The sequence below is a fragment of the Selenomonas sp. FOBRC9 genome (assembly GCF_000287655.1).
Classification (GTDB): domain Bacteria; phylum Bacillota; class Negativicutes; order Selenomonadales; family Selenomonadaceae; genus Centipeda; species Centipeda artemidis.
The window spans coordinates 1-22,480 of record NZ_ALJR01000022.1; the positions used below are offsets into that span (position 1 = coordinate 1).

General features: G+C 56.9%; 24 protein-coding genes, 2 tRNA genes and 2 rRNA genes. All 28 read left to right on the plus strand.

The window, feature by feature from the left end; translation table 11 throughout:
- A 23S ribosomal RNA gene (locus tag HMPREF1147_RS04800) occupies positions 1-158 on the plus strand; the annotation flags it as partial.
- Between the two features lie 101 nt (positions 159-259).
- Positions 260-376, plus strand: a 5S ribosomal RNA gene (rrf, locus tag HMPREF1147_RS04805).
- A gap of 52 nt (positions 377-428) precedes the next feature.
- A tRNA-His gene (locus HMPREF1147_RS04810) sits at positions 429-504 on the plus strand.
- A 1-nt stretch (position 505) separates the two neighbouring features.
- A tRNA-Trp gene (locus HMPREF1147_RS04815) sits at positions 506-581 on the plus strand.
- A gap of 137 nt (positions 582-718) precedes the next feature.
- Positions 719-1,276 (plus strand): hypothetical protein, encoded by a 558-nt coding sequence (locus tag HMPREF1147_RS04820; protein ID WP_009657943.1) that lies wholly within the window; start codon positions 719-721, stop codon positions 1,274-1,276.
- Positions 1,277-1,638: 362 nt separating this feature from the next.
- A complete protein-coding gene (locus HMPREF1147_RS04825; protein WP_009349094.1) occupies positions 1,639-2,184 on the plus strand; it encodes a cell division protein SepF in 546 nt (181 codons plus the stop codon).
- 211 nt (positions 2,185-2,395) lie between these two features.
- Positions 2,396-3,106: a 30S ribosomal protein S2 gene (gene rpsB, locus HMPREF1147_RS04830; protein ID WP_009349093.1), complete on the plus strand. Its 711-nt coding sequence runs from the start codon at positions 2,396-2,398 to the stop codon at positions 3,104-3,106.
- A gap of 77 nt (positions 3,107-3,183) precedes the next feature.
- The gene (gene tsf, locus HMPREF1147_RS04835) at positions 3,184-4,053 is read left to right on the plus strand and encodes a translation elongation factor Ts (protein WP_009657958.1); all 870 of its coding nucleotides are present in this window, start codon (positions 3,184-3,186) and stop codon (positions 4,051-4,053) included.
- Between the two features lie 116 nt (positions 4,054-4,169).
- Positions 4,170-4,895 carry a UMP kinase gene (gene pyrH / locus HMPREF1147_RS04840; RefSeq protein ID WP_009657951.1) on the plus strand — a complete coding sequence of 242 codons (726 nt, stop codon included), beginning with the start codon at positions 4,170-4,172 and terminating at the stop codon, positions 4,893-4,895.
- A complete protein-coding gene (frr, locus tag HMPREF1147_RS04845; RefSeq protein ID WP_009349090.1) occupies positions 4,892-5,449 on the plus strand; it encodes a ribosome recycling factor in 558 nt (185 codons plus the stop codon). The genes pyrH and frr overlap by 4 nt, the downstream gene beginning before the upstream one ends.
- Positions 5,450-5,774: 325 nt before the next feature.
- Positions 5,775-6,563, plus strand: a complete 789-nt coding sequence (locus HMPREF1147_RS04850; protein WP_009657952.1) for an isoprenyl transferase — start codon at positions 5,775-5,777, stop codon at positions 6,561-6,563.
- Between the two features lie 15 nt (positions 6,564-6,578).
- Positions 6,579-7,400, plus strand: a complete 822-nt coding sequence (locus HMPREF1147_RS04855) for a phosphatidate cytidylyltransferase (RefSeq protein WP_009657959.1) — start codon at positions 6,579-6,581, stop codon at positions 7,398-7,400.
- A 24-nt stretch (positions 7,401-7,424) separates the two neighbouring features.
- Positions 7,425-8,465 (plus strand): RIP metalloprotease RseP, encoded by a 1,041-nt coding sequence (rseP, locus tag HMPREF1147_RS04860; RefSeq protein WP_009657934.1) that lies wholly within the window; start codon positions 7,425-7,427, stop codon positions 8,463-8,465.
- An 8-nt stretch (positions 8,466-8,473) separates the two neighbouring features.
- Complete coding sequence (ispG, locus tag HMPREF1147_RS04865) at positions 8,474-9,553, plus strand: flavodoxin-dependent (E)-4-hydroxy-3-methylbut-2-enyl-diphosphate synthase (protein ID WP_009657946.1); 1,080 nt, start codon at positions 8,474-8,476, stop codon at positions 9,551-9,553.
- Positions 9,550-11,262, plus strand: coding sequence for a proline--tRNA ligase (locus HMPREF1147_RS04870; protein WP_009657955.1), 1,713 nt, complete (start codon positions 9,550-9,552; stop codon positions 11,260-11,262). Before ispG ends, HMPREF1147_RS04870 begins: the two co-directional genes overlap by 4 nt.
- A gap of 106 nt (positions 11,263-11,368) precedes the next feature.
- On the plus strand, positions 11,369-11,815 hold the full coding sequence (locus tag HMPREF1147_RS04875; RefSeq protein WP_009657957.1) for an Hsp20 family protein: 447 nt from the start codon (positions 11,369-11,371) through the stop codon (positions 11,813-11,815).
- A gap of 36 nt (positions 11,816-11,851) precedes the next feature.
- Positions 11,852-12,640: a protein-glutamate O-methyltransferase CheR gene (locus HMPREF1147_RS04880; protein WP_009657941.1), complete on the plus strand. Its 789-nt coding sequence runs from the start codon at positions 11,852-11,854 to the stop codon at positions 12,638-12,640.
- On the plus strand, positions 12,637-13,551 hold the full coding sequence (locus HMPREF1147_RS04885; RefSeq protein WP_009657940.1) for an AMP-binding protein: 915 nt from the start codon (positions 12,637-12,639) through the stop codon (positions 13,549-13,551). Before HMPREF1147_RS04880 ends, HMPREF1147_RS04885 begins: the two co-directional genes overlap by 4 nt.
- A gap of 2 nt (positions 13,552-13,553) precedes the next feature.
- A complete protein-coding gene (pyrF, locus tag HMPREF1147_RS04890) occupies positions 13,554-14,267 on the plus strand; it encodes an orotidine-5'-phosphate decarboxylase (RefSeq protein ID WP_009657933.1) in 714 nt (237 codons plus the stop codon).
- Complete coding sequence (gene pyrE, locus HMPREF1147_RS04895) at positions 14,267-14,842, plus strand: orotate phosphoribosyltransferase (RefSeq protein ID WP_009657931.1); 576 nt, start codon at positions 14,267-14,269, stop codon at positions 14,840-14,842. Before pyrF ends, pyrE begins: the two co-directional genes overlap by 1 nt.
- Before the next feature lie 12 nt (positions 14,843-14,854).
- Entirely contained in the window at positions 14,855-15,547 is a 693-nt protein-coding gene (locus HMPREF1147_RS04900) for a hypothetical protein (RefSeq protein ID WP_009657938.1), read from the plus strand.
- A 24-nt stretch (positions 15,548-15,571) separates the two neighbouring features.
- Positions 15,572-16,813, plus strand: a complete 1,242-nt coding sequence (locus HMPREF1147_RS04905; RefSeq protein ID WP_009657954.1) for a methionine gamma-lyase family protein — start codon at positions 15,572-15,574, stop codon at positions 16,811-16,813.
- Positions 16,814-16,858: 45 nt separating this feature from the next.
- Positions 16,859-17,851 carry an aldo/keto reductase gene (locus HMPREF1147_RS04910; protein WP_009657948.1) on the plus strand — a complete coding sequence of 331 codons (993 nt, stop codon included), beginning with the start codon at positions 16,859-16,861 and terminating at the stop codon, positions 17,849-17,851.
- Between the two features lie 240 nt (positions 17,852-18,091).
- Positions 18,092-18,709, plus strand: coding sequence for an ATP-binding cassette domain-containing protein (locus HMPREF1147_RS04915; RefSeq protein WP_009657947.1), 618 nt, complete (start codon positions 18,092-18,094; stop codon positions 18,707-18,709).
- Positions 18,690-19,346, plus strand: a complete 657-nt coding sequence (locus HMPREF1147_RS04920) for a heme exporter protein CcmB (RefSeq protein WP_009657953.1) — start codon at positions 18,690-18,692, stop codon at positions 19,344-19,346. Before HMPREF1147_RS04915 ends, HMPREF1147_RS04920 begins: the two co-directional genes overlap by 20 nt.
- A gap of 17 nt (positions 19,347-19,363) precedes the next feature.
- Positions 19,364-19,975, plus strand: coding sequence for a cytochrome c biogenesis protein (ccsA, locus tag HMPREF1147_RS04925; protein WP_009657936.1), 612 nt, complete (start codon positions 19,364-19,366; stop codon positions 19,973-19,975).
- A complete protein-coding gene (locus HMPREF1147_RS04930; RefSeq protein ID WP_009657949.1) occupies positions 19,972-20,349 on the plus strand; it encodes a cytochrome c maturation protein CcmE in 378 nt (125 codons plus the stop codon). Before ccsA (HMPREF1147_RS04925) ends, HMPREF1147_RS04930 begins: the two co-directional genes overlap by 4 nt.
- A complete protein-coding gene (gene ccsA / locus HMPREF1147_RS04935; protein WP_009657960.1) occupies positions 20,346-22,472 on the plus strand; it encodes a cytochrome c biogenesis protein CcsA in 2,127 nt (708 codons plus the stop codon). Before HMPREF1147_RS04930 ends, ccsA (HMPREF1147_RS04935) begins: the two co-directional genes overlap by 4 nt.
- Positions 22,473-22,480: the final 8 nt, after the last annotated feature.

Sequence of the window (22,480 nt, forward strand, 5' to 3'; positions counted from 1 at the left end):
CGCTGAAAGCATCTAAGCGTGAAGCCCGTCCCGAGATGAAGTATCTCATCTCAATCAGAGAGTAAGACCCCTTGCAGAAGACGAGGTAGATAGGCTGGGCGTAGAAGTGCGGCAACGCATGCAGCTGACCAGTACTAATCGGTCGAGGGCTTGATTTATTGATGGAAAGTGCTGCGCACTTTCCATGATTACAGGTTATTTCGCAACTAATTTGCAAAGAGTTTCTTCTGTCTAGTTTTGAGTGAACAACACTCAATAGTGCGGTGATGATGCCCGGACGGTACCACCTGTTCCCATTCCGAACACAGCAGTTAAGCGTCCGCAGGCCGAGGGTACTTCGTTGGAGACGACGCGGGAGAGTAGGTAGTTGCCGCAATGGGACTCGTGAATCGCGTGGTTCACGAGTTCTTTTACAAAATATTATAACGGCGGCTTTGGTGAAGCGGTTAACACACTGGATTGTGGCTCCAGCATGCATGGGTTCGATCCCCATAAGTCGCCCCATAGGGGTATAGCTCAACTGGTAGAGCAACGGTCTCCAAAACCGTAGGTTGTGAGTTCAAGTCTTACTGCCCCTGCCATTGAAATTTACCGTATTGCTCTTGCGATACGGTCTTTTTATGTTCTTTTTTCCTTGTCAAAGATTCAATAATAGTGTAGAATGACACATGTGCAAAACTGCATATACTTATTGTGAATCTAAGGAGGAGATATACTCATGAAGAGATTTGTCCAAATGGTGCTTGTGCTCTGCCTCACGCTGTTTGCCGCGCAGGCAGGAGCGTCCCCTTATTCCGACAAGGTGACACTTCCCGAGGGGGCTGTCATTACGAATGTGAACCGTTTGGCTGTCGGGGCTCCTCTCTATGTACAGGTGGAGGATACTTCGCCGTCGCTTGAGATTCTGACGCAGATTGTCTCGGATGCAAGCCATATCACACGTGCGAATATTGTTCCCTATGATATGGTCGTCAAGGGAATTCAGGAGTCGAAGGGGGTTGATCTTAAGACGCTCCCCCGCCGCGATGCTGCAAAGATCTTTAAGGAGAATGTTGCGGACTATGCGGACGCCTATATTATTCTGACTGTAGCAAACAACAGCCGGACGACGTTCTTCTTTGATGTTTACCGCTCCGGTTCGAACGATCTCCTCTACACCTATGAGGTTCGTGCGAACAAGTCGGACGGCAATACGGTTGCGACGTTCTCCAGCCTTTCCGAGCAGTTCTATAAGAATTGGCAGCGTTCGGTTGAAGAGCAGAATAAGGGAAAATAAGATTATTGTATGTTGCGAGAGATTGCTGCACTTCTGTGCGGCAGTCTCTTTATTATTTTACAGATCTCAAAAAAATTCAATTTTTATCCTGTACAATAACCATACCTACTAGATAGAAAAATACCGGGCGGACGATGGGAGGGCGCCCTCAAAAAACTACCTTGCAAAGTTGAAAAACGTCGATGAAGGAGCCTATAAAGTCTTGAAAACCATAAGAAATTTGAAACCAAGAAGGATCGATAATATTTTTTACGTAAATTATCTTGCCTCCCTGAAAAAAATATGATAAGATGACTGCGTTGTTAGGATGAATACTTGTCACTAAATACGGTGAGTACATTTGCTAAGGAAGGAAGAGATAAATGGGTGAAAATTCATTCTTTTCCCGCATGAAAGATACATTTTCAAGCGTGGTGAACTCATTTATGCCGATGATGGAAGAAGAGTTTGAAGAGGAGATTGCGCAGGAGCGCGCTTCTCAGAAGGCGGAGATGCGGCGCGAGACATCTGCGCTGCGGGAGCGTCGGGTCGCTAATGGTGGAACGGTCTCATATGACACCTCTTCCTATGGCGCAGGGACTTCCGCCTCGGCGATGCATACGACCTCTACCGGGGATTCCGGTACGCAGTTCACTGTCCATACGACGAAGGTTGCGGAGCTGAAGGTTCGTATTCATCGTCCGCGTCGCTATGACGATGCTGCGCCTGCCGTGGTTCAGCTCAAACAGGGAATTGCGATCGCGGTTAATTTCGACTGTATGAATGAACCTGAGCGCCGCCGTGTCTGCGACTTCCTGAACGGCGCCTGCTATGTTCTGCATGGTTCGGCACGTGTCATTTCGAGCACGATCATTCTCTACGCACCGAAGGGCGTGGACGTGAGTGAAGCAATGACCATGGCAAAGTAATTTTACGATATTGTTTATGTACACGGAGAGACGATGTTCGCTCCGTGTTTTTGTTTGCAAAGAAATTTTTTCCGAAGCGTTGTTTTACATCTGTTCTTATGTTATAATACTCGGCAGTGTGAAAAAGCACGCGATTCCGATAGCCAACCTGTGCTGCTGATGCGGTGGTATGGCACATGAGGAACGCGGAAGAACAACAGGAGGTATATTCATGGCAGTCATTTCTATGAAGCAGCTTTTGGAGGCAGGCGTCCACTTTGGACACCAGACGCGCCGCTGGAACCCGAAGATGGCGCGTTACATCTTCACGGAGCGCAACGGCATCTACATCATCGATCTGCAGAAGACGGTGCGCAAGGTGGATGAGGCGTACAACTTCCTTCGCAGTGTTGCGCAGGAAGGAAAGTCCGTACTCTTCATCGGTACGAAGAAGCAGGCGCAGGAAGCGATCCGCGAGGAAGCTCTGCGTGCGAATATGTTCTATGTCAACGAGCGCTGGCTCGGCGGCATGATGACGAACTTCCAGACCATTCAGCGCCGTATTCACCGTCTCAAGGAGCTTGAGGCGATGGAGGAGAACGGGACGTTCGAGGTTCTGACGAAGAAGGAAGTGCAGGGACTGCGCCACGAGATGGAGAAGCTCGAGCGCTATCTCGGCGGAATCAAGGATATGAACCGTCTGCCGGGTGCACTCTTTGTCGTTGACCCGCGCAAGGAGCGGATTGCGGTCGCCGAGGCACGCAAGCTCAATATCCCCATCGTGGCGATTGTCGATACAAACTGCGATCCGGACGAGATCGACTATGTGATCCCCGGAAACGACGATGCGATCCGCGCGGTGAAGCTCCTCACGGGCTGTATGGCAGACGCCGTGCTCGAGGGCAATCAGGGCGGCGCAGCGGAAGAAGCTGCGGCTGAGTAAGGAATAAAGAGGGGGTAAGGGAGTGTTATCCCTTGCCTTTTTTTGATGAAGGCGATCAATGCAATAGGAGGCATACAATGGCAACAATTAGTGCTGCAATGGTAAAGGAACTGCGCGAGCGTACGGGCGCAGGAATGATGGATTGCAAGAAGGCGCTCGCTGAGACCGACGGAGACATGCAGAAGGCGATCGACTACCTGCGTGAAAAGGGAATTGCAAAGGCGGAGAAGAAGGCCGGCCGCGTTGCGGCTGAGGGGGCTGTGACGGCGTATCTCTCGGCTGATGCGAAGGTTGGCGTGATCGTTGAGATCAACTGCGAGACGGACTTTGCGGCGGGCAACGAGCAGTTCCGTGCGCTCAGCGCAAAGGTCGCAAAGCATATCGCTGAGACCGATCCTGCAGATCTCGACGCGCTGAATGGAAGCACTCTTGACGGCAAGGACGTCGCTGCCCTCATCACGGAGGCGACGGCAACGATCGGTGAGAAGATTTCCCTGCGCCGATTTGCACGCTATGAGAGTACAGGGCGTGTTGCGACCTATATCCATATGGGCGGCAAGATCGGCGTGCTCGTAGAGCTCACGGGCGGCGATGAGCAGCTCGGCAAGGATATCGCGATGCAGATTGCGGCGGCGATGCCTCTGGCGATCGACCGTTCCGGCGTGACGGCAGATCACATCGAGCACGAGAAGGAAGTACTGCGCAAGCAGGCGCTCGAAGAGGGCAAGCCGGAGAAGATTATCGAGAAGATGGTCGAAGGGCGCATCAATAAATTCTACGAGGAAGTCTGTCTACTCGAGCAGAAATTCGTGAAGGATCCCGAGAAGAAGATCTCCGAGGTGCTCGGAGATGTCCAAGTTAAAGCGTTCACACGGTTCCAGCTCGGCGAGGGCATCGAGAAGAAGCAGGAAGATTTTGCTGCTGAAGTTGCTGCACAGATGCAGTAATAGACCGAGAAGGAGAGCTGCCTGCCGGCAGCTCTTTTTTGCAGAGATAAAGCGGATTTTTTTAGAAATCTATGTTATAATGTCGCAGAGTAGAGAGCGTGACAGGAGGAATCATCTTGGATGCGAAATATCGCCGTATCGTTTTGAAACTCAGCGGGGAAGCCCTTGCGGGCGAGCAGGGATTCGGCATCAATCCCTCTGTGGTCGAAGAGATTGCCGCACAGATCAAGAAGGTGCGCGATCACGGCATCGATGTTGCGATTGTTGTCGGCGGGGGCAATATCTGGCGCGGGCTTTCGGGCAGTGCTAAGGGTATGGATCGTGCTACTGCGGACTACATGGGCATGATGGCGACGGTGATGAACGCTCTTGCCCTGCAGGATGCGCTTGAGAAACAGGACGTCGATACGCGCGTACAGAGCGCGATCGAGATGCGTCAGGTCGCGGAGCCGTACATTCGCCGCCGTGCGATTCGCCACATGGAGAAGGGGCGCGTCGTGATCTTTGGCGCAGGGACGGGTAATCCATACTTTTCGACGGATACGACGGCGGCGCTGCGTGCCGCAGAGATTGAAGCAGACGTGATCCTCATGGCGAAAAAAGGAACGGATGGCATCTATGATTCCGATCCAAACAAAAATCCGAATGCAAAGCGGTTTGAGAAGCTGGCCTATATCGATATTCTGCAAAAGGGGCTTGCAGTCATGGATGCAACGGCAACGAGCCTGTGTATGGATAATAAGATTCCCATTGTTGTGTTCAGCATGGATCGCTATGAGAACATTGCACGCGCTTCGTTTGGAGAGGCGATTGGAACGACCGTAGGAGGCGAAGCAAAATGATCAAGGAGATTCTTTCAAAGCATGAAACGAGCATGACGAAGGCGATCGAATCGCTGCGCCGCGAGTTCTCCTCGCTGCGGGCGGGGCGCGCGACGCCGAATCTCCTCGACAAGGTGATGGTGCCGTATTATGGCACGCCGACATCGGTCAATCAGCTGGCGAAGGTGACAGTGCCGGAGCCGCACATGATCGTTATCACGCCGTGGGAGAAATCCGTGCTGCACGATATCGAGATCGCGATTTCCAAATCGGATCTTGGTCTTTCGCCGAACTCCGACGGCAATGTGATTCGCCTTGCGATTCCTCAGCCGACGCAGGAGCGACGGAAGGAACTCATCAAGACAGTCGGAAAAAAGACGGAAGAGGCGAAGGTCGCTCTGCGTAATATCCGCCGCGATGCGAACGAGGCGATCAAAAAACTTGAGAAGGATAAGGAAATCAACGAGGACGAATCTAAGCGCGGTCAGGAATCCGTGCAGAAGCTTGTGGATAAATTCGTGAAGCAGATGGAAGAGATGCGCGCCGCGAAGGAAAAAGAGGTCATGGAGATCTGATGCCGGCCGTCTATGAAGGGCGCCCTTGGGCAGATGTACAAATGGAACTCGATGCCGCAGGAATCTCCTATGCGCTGTGTCAAACGTGCGCGCCCCGGGATTTTTTCAAAACGGATGTACGGCAGCCTTATGTTGTTCGGACACGAGAGCTGCATGGAGTATTCGAAGTGACACTTGCTTTCACTCCGAAACGAAGTCTTTCACTTGCAGAAGATGATGAGATACGCTGCTAAGCGGAAAAGCATTACCCCTTCCGGCAAAGCCGGAGGGGGATTTTGGCAGTGAGATACAGAGAAGTGGAACCTCTAAGGGGAGACGGAGCGCCATGTGGAAAAAGATTTTTGGCGGTGGGGCAACGGATGCCGCTTCGCACGATACCTCGCCGATATGTGCGGTTCGTTGTGAAAATATGCCGCATCATGTCGCTATTGTTATGGATGGTAATGGTCGCTGGGCAAAGGCGCAGGGGCTTTCACGGTCAGCGGGACATGAGGCGGGCGTGCGCACGCTCAAGCGTATTGTGCGTGCGGCGTCCGATATGGGGATCGAGGTACTCACGGTATATGCGTTTTCAACGGAGAACTGGAAGCGACCTCCGATAGAGGTGGATTTCCTCATGCGTCTCTTTGATTCGTTCCTCCAAAAGGAAATTGAAGAGATGCACCGGGAGAATGTACGGATTCATTTCATAGGGCGACGCGACCGTTTCGGCGATCGATTTCGACGTCGGATACAGGAAGCAGAGAACCTCATGGCAAATAATACAGGGCTTCGATTTAATGTCGCGGTGAACTACGGCGGTCAGGATGAGATCCTGCGTGCGGCACATAGTCTTGCTGAACGCGTTGCCTCGGGGCAGCTTACCCCGAAGGATATTGATGAGACTGTGTTCTCAAATGAATTGGATACAGCGGGAGATCCGCCCGTTGATCTGTTCATTCGAACGAGCGGGGATCTGCGTTTGAGCAATTTTCTTCTATGGCAGTCTGCCTATGCTGAGTTCTACTTTACGGATACGCTGTGGCCGGATTTTACGCCGGATCACCTTGCGGCGGCAGTGGAGGACTTCGCGGGCAGAACACGCCGATTCGGAGGGCTCACCGCAGAGGATTAGCATAGGAGGCTGTCTTTGATTACACGCATTATTTCCGGTATCGTCGGCATCGGTTTGTCTGCCTATGTCATTCAGGAGGGGGGGCGAACGTTTGGGATTGCGGCGGCAGTCCTTGCCCTGCTCGCTTGGATTGAGTTTACACGAGCATTTTCGCATCGCGGAGGTAACCCAACGCTTTTTACGGGCGTGCTTGGTATCGCCGGGATCCTGTACGGCGCTTTTTATGGTCAGCACGATTTTATTTTGCTTTCCATTATGGCGGCGACGCTGCTTGCCGCGCTTAGCTGTGTATTCCTGCGTGGGGATGTATCCGTTCCGGACGTTGGGATCTCCATCGCGGGGATCTGCTATATTGGACTGCCGTTTGCGCATCTCATGATGCTGCGGCAGCTCTCAGGGAACCTGTATACGACACCTATTGGAACGTTTGACCTTGGCACGGCGATGGTATGGGTCATGTTTATTGGAACATGGGCCAGTGACAGCTTTGCCTATTTCGCCGGAAATGCGTTTGGCTCCCATAGACTTGCACCTGCAATTAGCCCGAATAAAACAATCGAGGGCTTTGTTGGAGGGCTTCTCGGCACGGTAGGCGTAGTCGTTGGGCTTGGATATTTCCTGCATTTTCCGCTCGAATATATGGCGGGGCTCGGCTGTGCGATCGCGATTCTCGGCACGCTCGGCGATCTTGTGGAATCCATGATGAAACGCCATACGGGCATCAAGGACTCGGGTGCGATCATCCCCGGACACGGCGGCGTATGGGATCGGTTTGACAGCGTGCTGTTTACGGCGCCGCTCGTTTACTATTATACGATTTACTTTGTGCTTCGATAATCACGGCATCATAAAGGAGACCCGATGTTAGAGAAGATTGTTGCAACGATTTTTGTATTTGGACTCTTGGTGTTTGTCCATGAATTGGGACATTTTATCACGGCGAAACTGACGGGGATGCGCGTCGATGAGTTTGCTATCGGTTTTGGACCGCGGCTCCTGAGTTTCCGCTATGGGGAGACAGTTTATTCTATCCGTATTGTACCGCTCGGCGGGTTCAACGATATTGCAGGAATGACGCCCGATGACAACGAGGCGGGGGAGCGCGGCTACTGCCGCAAACCGATTCTGTCGCGCATGTTCGTGATCCTTGCAGGTTCTGCGATGAACCTCATTCTGCCCGTTGTGCTCTTTTTTGGAATTTTCTTCTTTGCGGGGGTACAGACGCCGAATCCCGCGCCGGTGCTCGGCACAGTGCTTGCAGATCAGCCTGCGGCGCAGGCGGGGCTCTTACCGCAGGATCGCATTGTTGCGATTGACGGGAAGCCAATAGATACGTGGCAGTCGATGGTCGAGATGATTCGTGAGAATCAAGGAAATGTGCCGCTCACGATGCAGATCGACCGTGCGGGGCAGGATTTGACCGTCAGTGTGACGCCGCGTTACGATGCGGCGCAGAATCGCGGTTATATCGGCATTGTCAACGCCTTTAACAGTACCTATCCGGGATTTTTACAGTCCCTTACGATGGCGTTTGAGCGCACGGGCATGATCATCGTGATGATGCTCGACGCGCTCTACCGCATCATCCTCGAACTCTCCGGCTCGGAGCTTGCGGGACCGATCGGCGTCGCACAGATGGCAGGCGAGGTCGCGGAGATGGGAATTGTGCCGCTGCTGAACTTTGCCGCACTCCTCAGTCTCAACCTTGGCATCATCAATCTGCTGCCGGTACCCGCGCTCGACGGCGGACACTTCCTTACGCTCTGCGTCGAGGCGGTGCGCGGCAAGCCGCTGAGCCCGAAGGTGATGCATTATATTCAAAACGCGGGTGTCGGGCTCATCATCTTGCTCATGCTGCTCGCGATGAAGAATGATGTCGTCCGTATCTTTGCAGGAGGCTGACCGCCCTTATGCCCACATATGAACGCCGAAAGACACGGCAAATAAAAATCGGGAGTATTCCTATCGGCGGCGGTGCCCCCATCTCCGTGCAGTCGATGTGCAATACCAAGACCACGGACACGGAAGCAACCGTACAGCAGATCCGCGAACTCGCGGCGGCGGGCTGTGACATCGTGCGCGTCGCCGTGCCGGATATGGCGGCGGCGCAGAATCTTGGAAATATTATCCGTCAGGTCAAGACGCCGCTCGTTGCGGACATTCACTTCGACTATAAGCTCGCGCTCGAGGCGATGAAGCAGGGCATTGCCGCACTGCGCATCAATCCCGGCAACATTGGCGGGACGGAGCGCGTCAAGAAGGTGGTCGCAGCAGCGCGCGAGGGCAGCATCCCAATTCGCATCGGCGTCAATGCCGGCTCGCTCGACCATAAGATGCTCAAACAATACGGCGGCGTCACGGCAGAGGCACTTGTCGCGTCCGCAATGGAGCATGTGCGTGTCCTTGAGGAACTCGATTTTTACGATATGAAGATCTCGCTCAAGGCGCATGATGTCCCGCTCACTCTTGCGGCATACCGGCTGATGAGCGAGCGCGTAGACTACCCGCTGCATCTCGGTATCACGGAGGCGGGAACGGCGGGGACGGGCATCATCAAGTCTTCGGTCGGCGTCGGCGCGCTTCTCGCGGAGGGCATCGGCGATACGATCCGCATCTCGCTCACGGGCGATCCCGTCGTCGAGGTACGTACGGCGAACGAGATTTTGAAGGCGCTCGGGCTCAAGGAATACGGTCCCACACTCGTCGCCTGTCCGACCTGCGGGCGCACGAGCATCAATCTCGTGGAGATTGCCGAAAAGGTGGAAGAGCGGCTGCGCGGTATGGAGGATCCCATTGAGGTCGCCGTCATGGGGTGCGTCGTCAACGGTCCCGGCGAAGCGCGCGGCGCGGATGTCGGCATCGCGGGCGGCAACGGCGAGGGGCTGATCTTCCGCAAGGGAGAAGTCGTGCGCAAGGTGAACGAAGAGGAACTGCTGTCCGAGCTGTTTAAGGAAATAGACGCGATATTGGAGGAACGCAAGCAATCATGAGAGCAACGAATCTTTATGCGCCGACCCTTAGAAATACACCCGCCGAGGCGGAGATCGCAAGCCACCGGCTCATGTATCGGGCAGGACTCATCCGTAAATCCGCGGGCGGTATGTATACCTATCTGCCTCTGGCGTGGCGCACGCTCCGCAAGATCGAGCAGATCATCCGTGAGGAGATGGATGCGGCGGGCGGTCAGGAGATCATGATGCCGATTCTTCAGCCCGCCGAGCTGTGGGAAGAGAGCGGGCGTTGGGGGGCATACGGCGCGGAGATGATGCGTATCCAGGATCGCCACGAGCGCGCGTTCTGCCTCGGCCCCACACACGAGGAGATGATCACGGCGCTCGTGCGCGACGAACTGCGCTCCTATAAGCAGCTCCCCGTGATGCTCTATCAGATTCAGGATAAATTCCGTGACGAGCGCCGCCCGCGTTTCGGCGTCATGCGCAGCCGAGAGTTCATCATGCAGGATCTCTACTCCTTTGACAAGGACGTTGAGGGAATGCACGAATCCTACCGCAAAATGTACGAGGCGTATACGAATGTCTTTACGCGCTGCGGACTGAACTTCCGCGCGGTGGAGGCGGACTGCGGCGCGATCGGCGGCGGACGTTCCGAGGAGTTCACCGTGCTCGCGCCCGAGGGCGAGTCGCGCATTGCCTGCTGTGATGCATGCAGCTATGCGGCGAGCGATGAGAAGGCGCAGCTGCGCCCCGTCGACGCACCGGACGAGGAGCAGCGACCGCTTGAGAAGGTCTCGACCCCGCACACGAGCACGATTGCACTGCTCGCGGAGTTCCTCAAGATTCCCGTCGAAAAGACGATCAAGGCGGTAGCGTATCAGACGGAGGAGGACGTGCTCGTCCTCGCCTTCCTGCGCGGCGATCACGAGGTCAACGAGGTGAAACTCGCGAACGCCGTGCCGGGCGCGCGAGAGCTGCGCATGGCGGATGAAGCCGCCATCCGTGCAGCGGGGGGATGCCCCGGTTTTATGAGTCCCATCGGCATCAAGGAGGGGACGCATATCGTCGTTGACGAGACTGCAATGCGGATGAAGAACGCCGTCTCGGGTGCGAACGAACAGGACTATCACTATACAAACGTCAATCCTGTCCGTGATTTTGCCCACGTGACAGTCGCCGATATTCGTCTCGTCACCGAGGGGGATCTCTGCCCTGCCTGCGGCGAGGGGCATCTCCACATCAGCCGGGGCATTGAGGCGGGACAGATCTTTGCACTTGGGACGAAGTACAGTGAGGCAATGCAGGCGAACTTCCTCGATGTCGACGGCAAACTCAAGCCCCTACAGATGGGGTGCTACGGCATCGGTGTCGGGCGTACCATGGCTGCCGCCATCGAGCAGAACCACGACGAGCACGGCATCATCTGGCCGCGCGCGATTGCGCCCTATGAGGTCGTCGTCGTTGCCGTCAATGCAAAGGTGGAAGAACAGCTCGCCTATGCCGAGGAGATCTATGAGGAACTGCGCGCGGCGGGCCTCGATGTCCTGCTGGACGACCGCAGGGAACGCGCGGGCGTCAAGTTCAACGACTGCGACCTCATCGGATACCCCGTACGCATCGCCATCGGTCCGAAGACGATCGAAAACGGCTCGATAGAGGTTAAGCTGCGCCGTACGGGCGAACTTGTGAACTTTGCACGCGATACCTACCTCAAAGGCATCTGCGATATGCTTGCGGCGGTTTGAGGACAGAGAGGCACCGCAGTTTTCTGCGGACGTATTGAAAACACCGCATGTAATTGATATAATGATCGTGTCGAAATAAATGTTGACTGACTTGGAGGTGGCTGCTATGATTCGCCCATTGCCGTTCAATTTGAAAGAGAACGCTGAGAAGGGACAAGAGGTGCTTGGCAAGGTGCTGGAAGCGATCGTGGATCATTCCTTTAACCCGTTGGATAAGGTCGGCGGCATGATCTTCCCGTTCCGTGTCGATGTGATCGACTGCGAGAACCGCTATGAACTCTTCGCGGAGCTGCCAGGTTTTTCGAAGGCGGCGATACAGGTAACGGTACACGAAGGCGGTCGTCTTAAAATCAGGGCGGAGCGCGATGACACGGACTTTGCCGATGCTAAATTCCTCTGCCGTGAGCGCAAGAAGGGCGTCTTTGAACGCGTTTTCTTCGTGGATGATATTGAGGAAAACGGGATCACGCTGTCGTATGAGAACGGTATCCTGCATGTGATTGTACCCAAGCTCGAGGAGACGAGCAGCTGCCGTGTCTTTACGGTTCAGTGAGAGTGATTCGTGTAGGGGATTTTTGGAGGGAATTGTATGGCCGAAGATCGGGACTGGGAGATTTTTAAGCAGAAATTAAAGGCGAAGACAGAGATCGATCTCGACCTTTATAAAGAACCGCAGATGAAGCGGCGCATCAATAATTTGATCACGCGCGCGGGACATAAATCCTGCACAGAATACTTTGACCATGTGTGTGGAGATAAGGATGAATTTGCGGCATTCATCGAGTATCTGACCATCAACGTGTCGGAGTTTTTCCGCACGCCGGAGAAGTTCAGCAAGCTCGAGACGGATGTCATTCCCGATCTCCTGAAGCGCTCGCCGAAGCTCAACATTTGGAGTGCGGGATGCTCGATTGGGGCAGAGCCGTATTCGCTTGCGATCATCATGAAGGAGATGACGCCGGGAACGAAGCACCGCATCCTTGCATCCGATCTCGACATCGAAATTCTCGCAAAGGCAAAGCGGGGCGTCTACACAGCGGACGAGATCAAGAGCATGGCGCCGGAGCGTCGCCGCAAGTATTTCAACGAGGAAGGGGAGCTCTTTGCCGTAAAGCCGGAGATCAAGAGCATGATCGAATTCAAGCGGCACAATCTCCTGCAGGATAAGTTCGAGACGGGCTTCGACCTCATTCTCTGCCGCAATGTCGTGATCTACTTCACGGATGAGGCAAAGGATCAGCTCTATCGGCATTTCTTTGACGCGCTCAAACCGGGCGGGATTCTCTTCGTCGGTGCGACGGAATCGATCCTGAACTTCCGCAAGATGGGCTATACGAGCTTCCAGCCGTTCTTTTATCAGCGGCCGCTTGAGTCGTGACGGCGGCGGAGCAGCTCGTGCTCCTGCAGCGCCAAATCGCGTGGGCGGCGGAAAAGACGGCGTTTTACCGCGACGCGTTTGCGCGCGCGGGCGTTTGCGCGGGCGATGTGCATACGCCGGCGGATATGAATCGTCTGCCGCTCTTGGAGCGTGCGGCATGGGAAGGGGCGGGCGCCCCTTTTTTCATGCTCGCACTGCCGCTCTCGGGGCTGATGCGCATGAGCCTCTTGCGGGATTCGGCACATGAGCGCGGTATCTTTCATTGCTGTACGCAGGAAGACGTCGCCCGCCGGGTTCGGTCGGCGGCGCAGATGCTTTCGGCGGCGGGGATCAATCGTGCGAGCAACGTGCTTCTCGTCGGAGATTTTACCGACAGCAGAATGCTTGACCTTCAATATGCGCTGGATACACTCGGGGCTATGACCATGCCGATTGGGACGGATGCGTCGGCGGCGGACATCGATCGGATATTAAGCGTCATCGTGCCGGATACCGTCATTGTGTGGGAGAACCTTCTTTCACCTGTCGCGGCAGCATTGCAGGAAAAGCGGATTATGCTGCATCGGCTCGTCACCGTCGGTGCGCGGGTTATGCCGCAGGAGGAAACGCGTGCGATTTCTGGAAATTTTGCGAGAGGGCACGTACATCTCTATACCGACGCCGTACTTGGGGCATTGATCGCGGGCGGTGCGATCGGCAGCATGCGGATCGACGCGGAACAATTTTTTGCAGAAGCCCTCGATGCTGCGGGCGCAGGGCATACGGAGGACGGCGCCGCAGGGGAACTCGTTCTCTCGACGATTGCAGCGGAGGCCATGCCCGTTCTGCGGTATCGTACGGGAAGAGCGGTGCGGTTCGTGCGGCGCGCCGCAAGCGGCAGCACATCTGAATTATACATCACGGAGGGATGAACGTGGCGGACGAGAGACTGATTGCGGCGCTGGACGTTCCGACGCGGGCGGCGGCGGAGCGCCTTGTCACGCGTTTGGGGAGCAGCGTCGGATACTATAAGGTCGGCATGGAGCTTTTCTATGCGCTTGGCGGGGAGATTGTCACATGGCTGAAGGAACGCGATAAGAAGGTTTTTCTCGACCTCAAGCTCCACGATATTCCGAATACGGCGGCGCAGGGGCTTTGCTCGCTCCTGCGCCTGCGTCCGGATCTGCTCAACGTCCACACGGCGGGCGGCTTGCGCATGATGCGAACGGCTGTCGAAGCCCTGCGCAGGGCTTCGGAGGAGCAGGGCGTACCATGCCCGAAGCTCATCGGCGTGACCGTACTCACGAGTATGGACGTTGCGGATTGGACGGGACTTGGACATGTGGGCACGATTGAGGAAGCGGTGCTTCGCCGTGCGCAGCTTGCGCAGGAGGCGGGACTCGACGGTGTTGTGGCATCGCCGCAGGAAGCGGCGCGTATTCGGCGTGCATGCGGGGCCGGTTTTCTCATCGTGACGCCGGGCATCCGTCCCGCAGGCGTATCGAATGACGATCAGCGGCGCGTGACGACGCCGGCGGAGGCGATCCACGCGGGAGCCTCGCATATCGTCGTGGGGCGTGCGATCTCAGGCGCGCAGGATCCGCGCGCGGCGGCGGAGCATATTTTACGAGAGATGGAGGAAGCATGATGACGCAAGAGGAAGTACGCGGCCTGCTGCTCGAAACGGGCGCGATTATGGAGGGACATTTTCTCCTGACATCGGGACGGCACAGCGCACAGTATGTGGAGAAATTCAACGTGCTGCAGCATCCGCTGCATACGCAGCATCTCTGCGAAGCGATGGCGGAGAAGTTCAAAAACGCCGGGATAGAGACCGTGGTCGGCCCCATGACGGGCGGCATCCTGCTTGCGCATGAAACGGGCAAGGCGCTCGGTACGCGTGCGATCTTCACGGAGCGTGTGGCGGGGCGCATGACGTTCCGCCGCGGCTTTACACTCCGTCCGGGAGAGCGTGTGCTCATCGTTGAGGACATCGTGACGACGGGCGGATCCATTAAAGAGGTCATTGATGTTGTAAAGTCTCTCGGCGCCGTTCCGGTCGCCGTCTCTATGCTGGTTGACCGCAGCGGAGGCAAGGCGGACTTCGGCGATGTGCCGAAAACGGCGCTCCTCACGATGGACGTGGAGAGCTATGCGCCCGAGGAATGCCCGCTTTGCAGAGAGGATGTTCCCATGACCAAGCGCGGACGCACGGGGAAATAGGGCAGCAGACGGATGGCAGATTCATACACGGAGAAGGTGGACGCCGCTCTTGCGGATTGGCCGAAATTACAGGAGCTCCCGCAGGAAATCGCGGGCTTCCGACGCAGCTGTGAGCGGAGGCAAGAGGACGCGCAGTATGAGTTCTTTCGCTATGATCATGCAGATCTGCACCGTGCCGCGATCGGATTTTACGATGCAGTGACCGATTCGTATAAACTGCGCGTGCAGATCGGCGTTGTGAGCTATGCGTTGCCGTCCTTCGTCTGTAAGGAACTGGGGCGCTTTGGGGACGAGCTGGATGTCTATCTGCCGCGCGTGATGGAGGATCTTCTCGCAGAAACGCTGCATACACAGGAGCTGCAGACGATCTGTGATGCGGTTCTCGCGTGGGAGTATGGAGCGGCGCTGCCGGAGGAATGCGAGGGCTTTGTGCTCTTTATTCGTCCCAAATCCCCTGCGGCACTGACGAACGGCTCCTATCTCGTCATTGACTATGTAGACTTTTCGCAGGAGAGCGACGTCGGCATTTACTACAATTTTTATCGCGATGAGTTTTTTTGCGAGTATCATATCTGGGGTATGCCGTACGTCAGTTATGATTTTGACGCGGTGGATCTCGAAGAGTTGGAACAGCGGCTCAAGCTGTACCTGGTGCGCTATCTCAAGATGGTGGCGGCGGAGGCGGCAAAAGGACGCCCCGCATAATGTTTTTGTGAAAGAGAGGAAGACGTGCAGAAAGAGCGGTTGCAGTCACTGCGCGGCGATGTACTCAGGCGTGCGGAGGAGCAGTTCCTACGCATCGACGGCATTGCGGAGTATAATACGAAAAAGGTGCTCGACGCCATGCGCGAATGCCGTGTGTCGGATGCGCATTTTGGGGTGAGCTTCGGCTATGCATACAGCGATCTCGGGCGGGAGAAGCTGGACGAGCTCTATGCGCGTGTATTCGGTGCAGAGCGCGCTCTCGTGCGGACACAGTTTGTCTCGGGAACACATGCGCTCGCCACGGTACTGTTCGGACTCCTGCGTCCCGGAGACGGGCTTGTCTCCATTACGGGAACGCCCTATGATACCATGCAGACGGTCATCGGTTATGCGCACGAGAGCACCGGATCGCTGAAGGAATTTGGCATCAAATACGACGAACTCCCCATGCAGGACGGCGGCGTTGACCTTGCAGGAATTTCCCGTGTAATTACGCCCGAGACGAAGGTGGCGCTCATTCAGCGCTCACGCGGGTACAGCGAGCGCCGCCCGCTCAGCATCGCGGACATCCGGGAGATCACTGCGCGCGTGAAAGCGGCGAATCCCGGATGTATCTGTTTCGTGGACAACTGCTACGGCGAATTCGTTGATACCTCTGAGCCGACTGACGTGGAGACCGTCGACATCATGGCAGGATCGCTCATCAAAAATCCCGGCGGCGGACTTGCGCCGACGGGCGGTTATATCGCAGGACGAAGCGACCTTGTGGAAGCTGCTTCCTATCGTCTCACCGCGCCCGGCATGGGGGATGAGCTCGGGGCGAGTCTCACATCGAACCGGCTGATCTTTCAAGGGCTGTTTCTCGCACCGCATATTGTAGCGCAGGCGCTCAAGGGCGCAGTCTTTGCCGCTGGGATCTTTGAGGGCTTGGGGTTTCGGACATTTCCCAGCTTTATGGAGGAACGCGGCGATATCATTCAGGCAGTCATCCTTGGAGATGCGGAGCGCATGAAGGCGTTTGCGCGCGCGATACAGGCAATGTCACCCGTAGATTCGTTCGCTGCGCCCGAACCGTGGGATATGCCCGGCTACGCCGATCAGATCATCATGGCAGCAGGGACATTCGTGCAGGGGGCATCCATCGAACTGAGCGCGGACGGTCCTATGCGCGCGCCGTACTGCATTTATTTGCAGGGCGGTCTGACCTTCGAACACGCGGCACTTGCCGTGATGGCGGCAGCGGAGGCGGTTACGGCATCGTTATGATTTGACGGGTAAAGTGTACCGCTATTATATCGGGGGGGAACACAGATGAATTATCGTCAATTAGGAAATCTCACCGTCTCGTCAGTAGGGCTTGGGTGCATGGGGATGAGCCATGCGTACGGTGCACCCGCAGATAAGAAGGAGATGCATGCGCTGATTGCCGCGGCAGTCGATATGGGGATCACTCATTTCGATACGGCGGAGGTCTACGGTTCGCCCGACGATCCGCATGACAATGAGCGTCTCGTCGGTGCGGCGCTTGCGCCCTATCGGGAAAAGGCCGTCATTGCGACGAAGTTCGGCGTCTCGTTCGATATGTCGCTGCTCAAACAGGGGCGCAGCCCAATCGTGACGGATGCGCGTCCGGAGGTAATTCGTTCCTCTGTGGAGGGCTCACTGCGCCGGCTGGGCACGGATTACATCGATCTCTACTATCAGCACCGCGTTGATCCCCAAATTCCCGTCGAGGAGGTTGCGGGCGTCATGGGAGAGCTCATCCGGGAGGGTAAGATTCTCCACTGGGGCATCTCCGAGGCGACGGAGGAGGATATTCGCCGCGCACATGCGGTCTGTCCCTTGACGGCGGTGCAGAACCGCTACTCCATGATGGCGCGCGGCTATGAAAAGCTGTTCCCTGTGCTCGAGGAACTGAATATCGGCTTTGTCGCTTTTTCACCGTTTGCGAACGGCGTCCTCACCGGGGCATACGGCAAGGGTGATGCGTTCGATGCAAAGAACGACATGCGTGCGCGGATGCCGCAGTTTACACCCGAAGCGATGGAAGAGAATGCGGCGCTGCTCGAGCTCCTGCGCGGATTTGCGGAGGAAAAGGGCGCGACGAGCGGGCAGATCGCACTTGCGTGGATGCTCTGCAAGAAGCCGTATATCGCGCCGATCCCTGGGACGAGGAAGATCGTGCGTCTCAAGGAAAACGCGGGGGCTGCCGACATTGCACTCTCTGCCGCCGAGGTTGCGGCGATTGACGAGAAACTTTCCGATATGCCGATGTCTGCCGTGTTTGGAGGATCGGGGTCATAAGTGTTCAATAAAAACCGGGCTGCCGTACTTGCATATAAAATGTAAGTACGGCAGCCCGGTTTTTCTCTATAGGAAACCTTTTCATACGGTATAGAAATTCCTCATGCGATTTCTTTATTCATGAATGATGTTCAATATTGATATAGTCTACAACTATATAAGTAAACTATATAAAAGAAGTATTTCATTTTTTTTTCAAAAATGTGCTAGAATAAATTAAAGTTATGGAAGGAATAGATCATGATTGAGATCCGATTCGAGGGAGTTGGTCAGGTATTTGACGGTCGACAGGTATTAGGCAATCTGACCTGCGTCGTTCGCGGCGGGCAGATCACAGCGGTTGCGGGAGCGAACGGCAGCGGGAAATCGACGCTGCTTCGTCTCGCGGCACGGCTCATGCTCCCGACGTCCGGGACGGTGACAACGCTCCGTGACGGCGTGGCGGTGCGCGGGGCGGCGTACCGCGCGATGCTCGGCATGGCAACGCCGGAGATGGAACTCTACACGCGTCTCACGGTGCGGGAGAATCTTTCGTTCCTGCTCGGGGTGCGCGGCGTGCCACATGAAGAAGAGGTATTACACGAGCTCTTGGAGCGTGTCGGGCTTTCCCCGGACGTTTTGCCGCGCACGGCGGGGCAGCTCTCGACGGGGATGCGCCAGCGTGTGCGGCTCGCCGTACTCTTCGGCAGTGACGCCGCGGTGTGGCTGCTTGATGAGCCGGGGCTCGCGCTCGACGACGCGGGACGCGCACTGCTCGGCGCCGAGGTACGGCGGGCAACGGAGCGCGGACGGCTCGTTCTCTGGGCGACGAATGACCGCGAGGAGAAGGAGGCAGCAGATGCGTGCATCGAGCTTTGATGCGGCGTGCCGCGTCGCCTATAAGGAACTCCTCGACGGTGTGCGCCACCGCGCCGGCTATGTGACGATGGGGATGTTCGCGCTGACCGTGATTGCGTTCATGAGTATGTCGCTTGCGGGGGATATGCCGGATGCGCGGCAGGCGGCGACGCTCTACTGGATCGTGCTCTTCTTCGCGGCGACACTGCAGGGGGAACGGCTCTTTGCGGAGGAAGCGGCAGCGGGAACGCTGCTCTTCCTGCGGATTTACGTTCCGGCACAGGCGGTGCTGTTTGGAAAGATGGCGGCGCATCTTATCACGCTGCTCGTTCTATCTGTCCTTGTGATGCCGCTGGTCATTGTTCTGATGGACGCGATGTTCATGCTCGATGCAGCGTTTCTCGTTGTTCTCATTCTCGCACTTTGGGGGATGGCGGCGGCGGATACATTGCTTGCGGCAGTCGCGTCGTCTGCCAGCGTACGCGGAGGACTCGTCCCCGTGCTGCTGCTGCCGTCGATGCTGCCGATCCTCCTGCCAGCGATTGCGGTCACGGCGGGATCGACTGAGACATCGCTGTTCGGCGGGATTTTACTTTATGATTTGGCGCTTACGGTAGGGGCGTCGATCCTGTTTGATGCTCTGTGGATCGAGTCGTGAGGAAGGAGGAGAACCGTATGTTGCTCGGCGCAATCGGTGTTTTGACACTCGCGGCGCTTTACACGATATTTTTTGTCGTTCCTCCTGCCGAGGGGCTCGGAGAATATGTGCGCATCGCGTTCTTTCACATTCCCGTGGCGTGGGTCTCGGTCATCGCGTTCTTTTACGCGGCGTATCGCGGCGGTCGCTATCTGCGGACACGCGATCTCGCGCACGATGCGGCGAGCGCACGCTCGGCGGTGCTTGGTCTCGTCTTTACGCTGCTCGCGACGGGGAGCGGAGCGATTTTTTCAAAACTTACATGGGGGGCATATTGGAACTGGGATCCGCGGCAGACAACCATCTTTGTCCTGCTCCTCATCTACGGCGCGTATGCGACGCTGCGCATGACCATGCGCGATGAGCGCGCGCGGGCGTCCGCGTCGGCGGTCTATGCACTCTTTTCCTTTATCTCCGTTCCGTTCCTCGTCTTTATCCTGCCGCGCATGTTCTTCTCGCTGCATCCGTCGCCCGTCATCAACGGCGCGGGACGGCTTGATATGGATACCGTCATGCTGGGGACGCTCTTGCTCTCCCTGCTCGACGCAACCCTCGTTTACGTTTGGCTGATGAAACGGAGGCTCACATGAAACGCACCTATCTCTTTATCGGATTAATTCTTGCTTTTATCGGATATGCGGGCTATTTCTTCGCGGACTCCGTGACCCCCTATGTCGGTATCGCGCAGGCGCGGGCGGCAACGCGCAGCGTGCAGGTCAAGGGGCTGCCGGATAAATCGGTTGCGGCACATATGGAGGATGACGCGTTTGTGTTCTCCATCGCCGACGAGGATACCGGCGAGACGATGCTCGTTCGCTACAAGGGCATCAAGCCCGACACTTTCGACGAGGCGTATCATATCGTCGCCGTCGGCAAATATGCGGACGGTACGTTCAACGCGGATAAACTTCTCATCAAATGCCCGTCGAAGTACGAGTCGCAGAAGGGCAAGGTCACCGTATGATCGGAACCGTCTTTCTCGGCGCTGTTCTCCTTTTCTCCCTCGGCGCTGTGGTCTGCGAGCTGCAGGAGAAACGGAGCGAGGGCGATATTTGTGCCTATCTGGCGGGGGGCGCGTCGCTCGGGGCAGCGGCAGCGCTCTTTGCCGCGATCCTCACGGATGACTTTGGCTATGCCTACGTCGTTAGCTACTCGTCTATCGAGCTGCCGCTGCTCTATAAAATCTCGGCCTTTTGGGCTGGACAGCAGGGATCGTTTCTCCTATGGCTTGTCATTCATGCGCTCGTCGGCGCACTGCTTGTGCGCCGCAGTGCGATGGGGCGGGCGGGACGCATCGTCTATCAGTTGCTCACGGCGCTCCTTGTGTTCCTCGTTTTGATCAAAAGCCCCTTCGCGTATGCGGAGACGATCGTGCCGGACGGCAACGGGATGAACCCGCTGCTGCAAGACCCATGGATGGCAGTGCACCCGCCGATCATCTTCATGGGCTACGCGCTGCTCGCCGTGCCGTTTGCCTACGCGCTTGAGAGCATGATCGCGGCGCCTTTAGACGGCAAGTTCCTTGCGCCGATGCGCCGCTGGGCGCTCGTTGCATGGGCGTTCCTCGGCGCAGGCATCTTCATCGGCGGCTACTGGGCGTACAAGGTGCTCGGCTGGGGCGGCTACTGGGGCTGGGATCCCGTGGAGAACTCCTCCCTCGTGCCGTGGCTGCTCTCCTGTGTACTCATTCATCTGATCTCTGTGGCGCGTGCGCGGCGGGGCGCATACTACCTCGTCCACCTCGCGGCGATATTCTCCTACGCGTTCGTGCTCTACGGCACGTTCCTCACGCGCAGCGGCATCCTCGGCGATTTCTCCGTGCACTCGTTTGCAGGCTCTGACATCGGGTTCTACATCGCCATTGCCAACGGGCTTGTGCTCCTCGCGGGACTGGGGATTCTCGCCGCGCGGATTGAGCGCCTGCCGAAGGGCGATGTCTACGGCACGCACAAGAGCCGTGCGTTCTTCACACTCCTCGGGATGTTGCTCATCGTATTCATCACGGCGGTCGTATTCTTCGGCATGTCGATGCCGCTCATCTCGGGACTGATCGGAGAAAGTGCGGCAGTGGATACGAGCTACTATGTGCGGACGTCGCTGCCGATCGCGGTCGTGCTCGCGCTGCTCATGGGATTTGGGGTTCTGCTTCCTCATGCGGAGGGGCGTGTCGTTCGACCCGTTTGGATCTTCGGCGTTACCGTGCTCGGCGGCATTGCCGCGGGACTTGCGGGCGTTACGGAGATTGCGCCGATCTTCCTCGCCGCGTTCGGGAGCTTTGCCGCGGCGGCGGCGGTTGCGGCGTTTCTAAGTCGCCGACTCGGAGGCGGCGGTCTCCTCGCCCATGCGGGGGCGGGGCTTGCGCTCCTCGCCTTCGTCCTTTCGGGCAGCGGCAGTCAAACGACGACCGTGACGCTTACGCCCGATGAGCCGCAGGAACTCTACGGACACACAGTCGTCTATCGCGGGCAGGCGTTCGCGGAGAGCGGCAAGGAAAAGTCCTACCGCTACGAGGTGGACGGCGCGGCGTGCGAAGCGGTGACAAAGCTCCGTGCGAACGGCGAGGATGCGGCGAGAGAGCCGGCGATCGCGCGGACGCTCCTCGGTGACATCTATATCGCGCCGACGCCGACCTCGGCGGAGCGCGGCGAGATGATCCTGCACCGCAATCAGACCGCGATGGGTGTGGACGACTATGCCTTCCGATTTGAGAACATCGCATACGAGCCGCAGGGCGGCGGCAAGACACTCGTCACGGCGGACATCGCCGTGACGGACGGCGAGACGGTCGAGACGGCGCAGCCGAGCATCCTTGCCACGGAGCGCGGCGGCACCTCGCAGCCCGTAGAGGTGATGGGCGGAAAGTTCCGGATTCGTTTGACAGGCGTCTCGGGAGACGATCGTGATATCCGTCTCGAACTCCTGCCCTCTGTGGATGAGGAAGCGGCGCTGCCGGTTGCCGCATCGGTCAGCACGAAGCCCGGAATATCGCTCCTTTGGCTCGCCTGCGTTCTCGTCGTTCTCGGCGGACTTATAGCGGCACGGCGGATGCCGCAGGGCAAAGGAGGTGGATCGGAACGTGAGTTTTAGGAATATTT

Bases quoted from the DNA above. Each gene is read 5' to 3' on its own strand.
- HMPREF1147_RS04820 (WP_009657943.1), top strand. From the start codon at position 719: ATGAAGAGATTTGTCCAAATGGTGCTTGTGCTCTGCCTCACGCTGTTT.
- HMPREF1147_RS04825 (WP_009349094.1), top strand. From the start codon at position 1,639: ATGGGTGAAAATTCATTCTTTTCCCGCATGAAAGATACATTTTCAAGC.
- rpsB (WP_009349093.1), top strand. From the start codon at position 2,396: ATGGCAGTCATTTCTATGAAGCAGCTTTTGGAGGCAGGCGTCCACTTT.
- tsf (WP_009657958.1), top strand. From the start codon at position 3,184: ATGGCAACAATTAGTGCTGCAATGGTAAAGGAACTGCGCGAGCGTACG.
- frr (WP_009349090.1), top strand. From the start codon at position 4,892: ATGATCAAGGAGATTCTTTCAAAGCATGAAACGAGCATGACGAAGGCG.
- HMPREF1147_RS04850 (WP_009657952.1), top strand. From the start codon at position 5,775: ATGTGGAAAAAGATTTTTGGCGGTGGGGCAACGGATGCCGCTTCGCAC.
- rseP (WP_009657934.1), top strand. From the start codon at position 7,425: ATGTTAGAGAAGATTGTTGCAACGATTTTTGTATTTGGACTCTTGGTG.
- ispG (WP_009657946.1), top strand. From the start codon at position 8,474: ATGCCCACATATGAACGCCGAAAGACACGGCAAATAAAAATCGGGAGT.
- HMPREF1147_RS04870 (WP_009657955.1), top strand. From the start codon at position 9,550: ATGAGAGCAACGAATCTTTATGCGCCGACCCTTAGAAATACACCCGCC.
- HMPREF1147_RS04875 (WP_009657957.1), top strand. From the start codon at position 11,369: ATGATTCGCCCATTGCCGTTCAATTTGAAAGAGAACGCTGAGAAGGGA.
- HMPREF1147_RS04880 (WP_009657941.1), top strand. From the start codon at position 11,852: ATGGCCGAAGATCGGGACTGGGAGATTTTTAAGCAGAAATTAAAGGCG.
- pyrE (WP_009657931.1), top strand. From the start codon at position 14,267: ATGACGCAAGAGGAAGTACGCGGCCTGCTGCTCGAAACGGGCGCGATT.
- HMPREF1147_RS04900 (WP_009657938.1), top strand. From the start codon at position 14,855: ATGGCAGATTCATACACGGAGAAGGTGGACGCCGCTCTTGCGGATTGG.
- HMPREF1147_RS04910 (WP_009657948.1), top strand. From the start codon at position 16,859: ATGAATTATCGTCAATTAGGAAATCTCACCGTCTCGTCAGTAGGGCTT.
- HMPREF1147_RS04915 (WP_009657947.1), top strand. From the start codon at position 18,092: ATGATTGAGATCCGATTCGAGGGAGTTGGTCAGGTATTTGACGGTCGA.
- HMPREF1147_RS04920 (WP_009657953.1), top strand. From the start codon at position 18,690: ATGCGTGCATCGAGCTTTGATGCGGCGTGCCGCGTCGCCTATAAGGAA.
- ccsA (WP_009657936.1), top strand. From the start codon at position 19,364: ATGTTGCTCGGCGCAATCGGTGTTTTGACACTCGCGGCGCTTTACACG.
- HMPREF1147_RS04930 (WP_009657949.1), top strand. From the start codon at position 19,972: ATGAAACGCACCTATCTCTTTATCGGATTAATTCTTGCTTTTATCGGA.
- ccsA (WP_009657960.1), top strand. From the start codon at position 20,346: ATGATCGGAACCGTCTTTCTCGGCGCTGTTCTCCTTTTCTCCCTCGGC.